General features: G+C 47.0%; 5 protein-coding genes. 1 reads left to right on the top strand and 4 read right to left on the bottom strand.

Annotation, left to right across the window (positions count from 1 at the left end; translation table 11 throughout):
• Window positions 1–14: 14 nt before the first annotated feature.
• Genes ACTXGO_RS10655 through ACTXGO_RS10645 form a run of 3 tightly spaced genes read right to left on the bottom strand, consistent with a single transcriptional unit; the run spans window position 15 to window position 2,385 of the window.
• Complete coding sequence (locus tag ACTXGO_RS10655; RefSeq protein ID WP_435949407.1) at window positions 15–758, bottom strand: amino acid ABC transporter ATP-binding protein; 744 nt, start codon at window positions 756–758, stop codon at window positions 15–17.
• A 59-nt stretch (window positions 759–817) separates the two neighbouring features.
• Complete coding sequence (locus tag ACTXGO_RS10650; protein WP_317198707.1) at window positions 818–1,555, bottom strand: amino acid ABC transporter permease; 738 nt, start codon at window positions 1,553–1,555, stop codon at window positions 818–820.
• Window positions 1,555–2,385, bottom strand: coding sequence for an amino acid ABC transporter substrate-binding protein (locus ACTXGO_RS10645; RefSeq protein ID WP_435949409.1), 831 nt, complete (start codon window positions 2,383–2,385; stop codon window positions 1,555–1,557). Before ACTXGO_RS10645 ends, ACTXGO_RS10650 begins: the two co-directional genes overlap by 1 nt.
• Window positions 2,386–2,848: 463 nt before the next feature.
• Between ACTXGO_RS10645 and ACTXGO_RS10640 the strand changes: the two genes are divergently transcribed.
• Window positions 2,849–3,640, top strand: a complete 792-nt coding sequence (locus ACTXGO_RS10640; protein ID WP_435949410.1) for a hypothetical protein — start codon at window positions 2,849–2,851, stop codon at window positions 3,638–3,640.
• Between the two features lie 11 nt (window positions 3,641–3,651).
• Here ACTXGO_RS10640 and ACTXGO_RS10635 read toward each other — a convergent pair.
• On the bottom strand, window positions 3,652–4,100 hold a 449-nt coding region (locus tag ACTXGO_RS10635), incomplete at its 5' end, for a glycosyltransferase family 2 protein (protein ID WP_443574424.1).

Below are 4,100 nucleotides of genomic sequence, written 5' to 3'. Positions count from 1 at the left end.
AGCTCAAAACTGAACTATTCAGCAATACGCTGCAAAAACGCCTGCGTACGCGGATGCGAGGATAGCTCAAATAACTGCTGCGCGCTGCCCTCCTCGACCACATGACCGTCTTCAATAAGCACCACATGATCGGCGACATCGCGCGCAAAATTAATCTCATGGGTCACAACGACCATCGTCCAGCCTTCAGAGGCCAGTTGTTTCATCGTGCCCAGCACATCTTGTACCAGCTCGGGATCAAGCGCTGAGGTGGGCTCATCGAACAAGAGCAACGATGGCTCAATAGCAAGCGCACGGGCGATACCGACGCGCTGCTGCTGACCGCCAGATAATTGAAACGGATACAAATCGGCTTTATCTGACAGCCCAACCTTTTTAAGTAATGCTAAAGCCTGATCACGGGCTTGCGCCTTGCTTTGTCCTTGTACTACCGTCGGCCCTAGCATGAGATTCTCAATCGCGCTTTTGTGCGGGAACAAATTATAAGACTGAAAGACCATACCCGCTTTACGTTGCAAGGCGAGCAAAGTTTTCTTTTTGGGCTTGGTGGCAAAGTCGACTGTCAAGCTACCATCATCAAAGCTAATGCTGCCTTGGTCTGGAATCTCAAGCGCATTTAGGCAACGCAAAAAGGTGGTCTTTCCCGACCCTGATGGCCCTAATATCACCACAACTTGACCTTTATGAATGGTCAAATCGATGCCTTTGAGCACTTGATTACTGCCAAAAGCTTTGTGAATATTGCTGACTTGAATCATAACCGTTTCCGCTGACAAATTGAAAATACTAGTGAAGTGAGTGCGAGTTGAGCATAGCGTTACTTAGCGATGTAACGATCAAGTCGCGTCTCAAGCTTACCTTGGATAAAGGTTAAAAACAGACAAATACCCCAATATATGAACGCCGCTTCGGTATAGACCAGCATAAACTCATAGTTGCGCGCGGTGATGATCTGCGCCTGTTTAAACAGCTCAGTGACTAGTACTAATGAGGCAAGTGAGGTGTCTTTGACGAGGCTAATAAAGGTATTAGATAATGGCGGTACAGACACTCGTAGCGCTTGCGGTAGTATCACATGGCGAAAGGTCTGCAGGTAGGTAAGCCCGACCGTTGAGCCTGCCTCCCACTGCCCTTTTGGAATAGACAAAATAGAGGCGCGCACCGTCTCTGACGCATAAGCACCGATATTGAGTGAAAAAGCAATGATCGCCGAGGGAAAAGGATCAAGTTTGAGCCCTATACTTGGCAGACCATAAAAGATGATAAACAACTGTACCAGCATCGGCGTGCCGCGAATAGCAGAGACGTAGATGCGGGCGAGCCTATAAGCTATTTTGTGAACCCAGCCTGCGCGCGGCACGATACGAATGAGTGCTACCGTCAACGCAATAGCCATACCGATTGCAAAGGAGATTAGCGCCAGCGGTATCGAATAGTAGATACCGCCTTTGAGCATAGGCCAGAATGAGGTAATAACGATCTGTGCCCGCGCCGCATCCATAAAGGGCAAGAGTGCCAACAATTCTGCGAGCACTGAGGTTATAGACGCTAGCATTATTTTTGCTGGCTTATATCAGCACCGAAAAACTCTTGGCTGAGTCTGGTAAGCGTCCCATCAGCTGCCAGTGCTGCCATAGCTTCGTCTAGCTTTGCGACTACGGCGTCATCACCTTTGAGCAGTACTAAACCTGAACCTGTCTGTTCACTAGCGGGAGCCACCAATTTGATCTCAAGATCACTATCTGGGAATTTTTTGAGATAGTCGAGTACCGCAAGATTATCATTCATCGTAAAGTCCGCGCGGTCTTGCTTGACCAGTTGGATCGCTTGTGCCATTCCTTCAACAGGTATCACCTCAGCGCCGTAATTCTCGGCAAGCTCGCCATAGTTACTACTGAGTGATTGCGCGCTACGCAGCCCTTTTAAGTTTTCCCATGAGCTATAGCGATTGTCATCGGTTGCGGCTAAGACCACCGCGCCTGACCAGCTATACGCTTGCGACTTGTCATACTTAGCTAAGCGCTCAGGCGTCGTTAGACTCACTTGGTTGGCAACCATATCAAAGCGCTCTGAATCTAGACCTGCCAGCATCGCATCCCACTGAGTTTCTTTAAAATCAACATCGACGCCCAGTTTGTCGGCGACGGCGCGAGTGACTTCGACATCGTAACCGGTCAGCGCGCCGCTCTCATCGTGATAAGTAAACGGCGGGTAAGTGCCTTCGGTACCGACGTTGATAGTACCGCCATTGTTGATACGTTGCAGCAGATCGGAGCCGGCCGTGCTATCTGCTGTAGTGGTATCGGCATCAGTGGTGGTTGATTGGCCACAAGCGGCAAGTAGTACGGTGCTAGCGGCAAAGGCCAAAAGAGTACGACGATTCATAAGGCGTCCTTATAAGAGGAATGAATAAAGAATGAGCAATGTTGTCAAATATAACATACGTGCTATAGCGGGTGAGGACTGATTTGAAGACGGCAAGGGTATTTTTCAATATGTATAACATTTTATAAAAACATCTGGTTATTATCCCTTATACATAAAACAGCCCCAAACATTGAATGCTTGAAGGCTTATGCCTATTTAGAATATGAACCTTACTTTACGTATTTTTATGCGGCATATTTTTAGCGCCCGATTAGGTGTCGTCTCTACAAACGTTTAATTGAGATCTACCTTCGTGACTTGTCTACTAGCACGCATAATTTACATGACTTTTTTGCAGATATGGCATATGAGTATTTGCACGCTGAGTCCATATATAATCGAGTTATTTTTATGCTCAAGAGCTATAATACATCAGCATTGTAAGCCAATTTCTTCTTCTTTGATGAGACCCTCACCACCTATGCAAAACACGTATCAAACTGCAGCCCTAAATAACAATTATGACTATGCAGATGTTCTTTATTCTCCTTATCAAACCTTGCCTTTTGTGATACAAGATGCGCTATTGGATCGACAACGTATTATCTTAGTGGCTAACAATCCATCGATTACCGAAGACAAATTACAAGCCCTTTTGCAGCCAACAGATATGCTGGTTTTGTTTAATGACTTTATCCATGCTCAGTTTTTCGCGCATCATCCTAGCGCTAAGGATTTACCAAAACTTCTATTTTTTCGACAAAATGGCGATAGCTTATTGCATTTTGGTCTGCCGCCGCGCAGCAACAATCTGACAGCGATGCTCGATATGGCGCAGCAAGCGACGCTTGGCGTTTTGTTTGGCAATACGCACTATCAGTTTCCAACACCAAGCGATGACCCAAGACCTAACGATGATCCCATTACTGCCAAGCGAGTGCTCAAGATTCCAAGTCAGCTTGATGAGCTGCTGCGTAGTGAAGCGCACTGTAGCGTACTGTCAGAGCAGCACAGCGTCGTCGAGGACTATCCTATCTTTGCCGACATTCACTCGTCCGCGCCAACGTCAGGGTTTTTGTTGTATCGTTTACTGTTGGCAGCGTGCTTAGAGGTACAGCCGCAGCGAGATACTGATACGCCAATATCGATAGTGATGCTGGGGTTTAATAATGATGACAAAACCGCGAATTTTTGGGAAGGTCATAACTGGGCGTTTGAGAGACAAGAGCTTGCCGCGCCGCCGCAAGGTGTCGAGATTATTCGCCAGTATTGATTGATTCTGACTTATACATAAGGCGCATCTGGATAGTGCGCCGCTGTAATCTCCTCATAACTTGGCTGGCGCTTGATACAAATGGGTGTAGTTTGCGCCTCTTGCCAGTCAATCAATTGCAACTGCGCAAACTCGCCAAGCCACCCTCCCATCGGCCAGTGCTGCCATTTCTCATAAAAGCGATTGGCATTGATAACGATACTGTCCAAATGATTAAGCGGCGGCCGGTGGACACTATGCTGCTGATGATAAATCACATCGCTTGTCACATAAAAATCGATGTCCAGCGTACGCGCCACAAAAGCAAAATCAGTATCCTCAGCGCCATAACCAACATAATCGGTATCAAAACCACCAATCTGCTCAAACTGAGGTCGCATAATCGCAAAGCAAAGACTCCAAAATGCGCCATAATCTTGCGTCTGCTTGATAGTCGTATCTTGCTGTAGATCAAAGTTAT

The sequence above is a fragment of the Psychrobacter sp. T6-1 genome (assembly GCF_052258445.1).
Note: the sequence above shows the minus strand (reverse complement) of the source record. Positions and strands in the feature narration are given on the sequence as shown.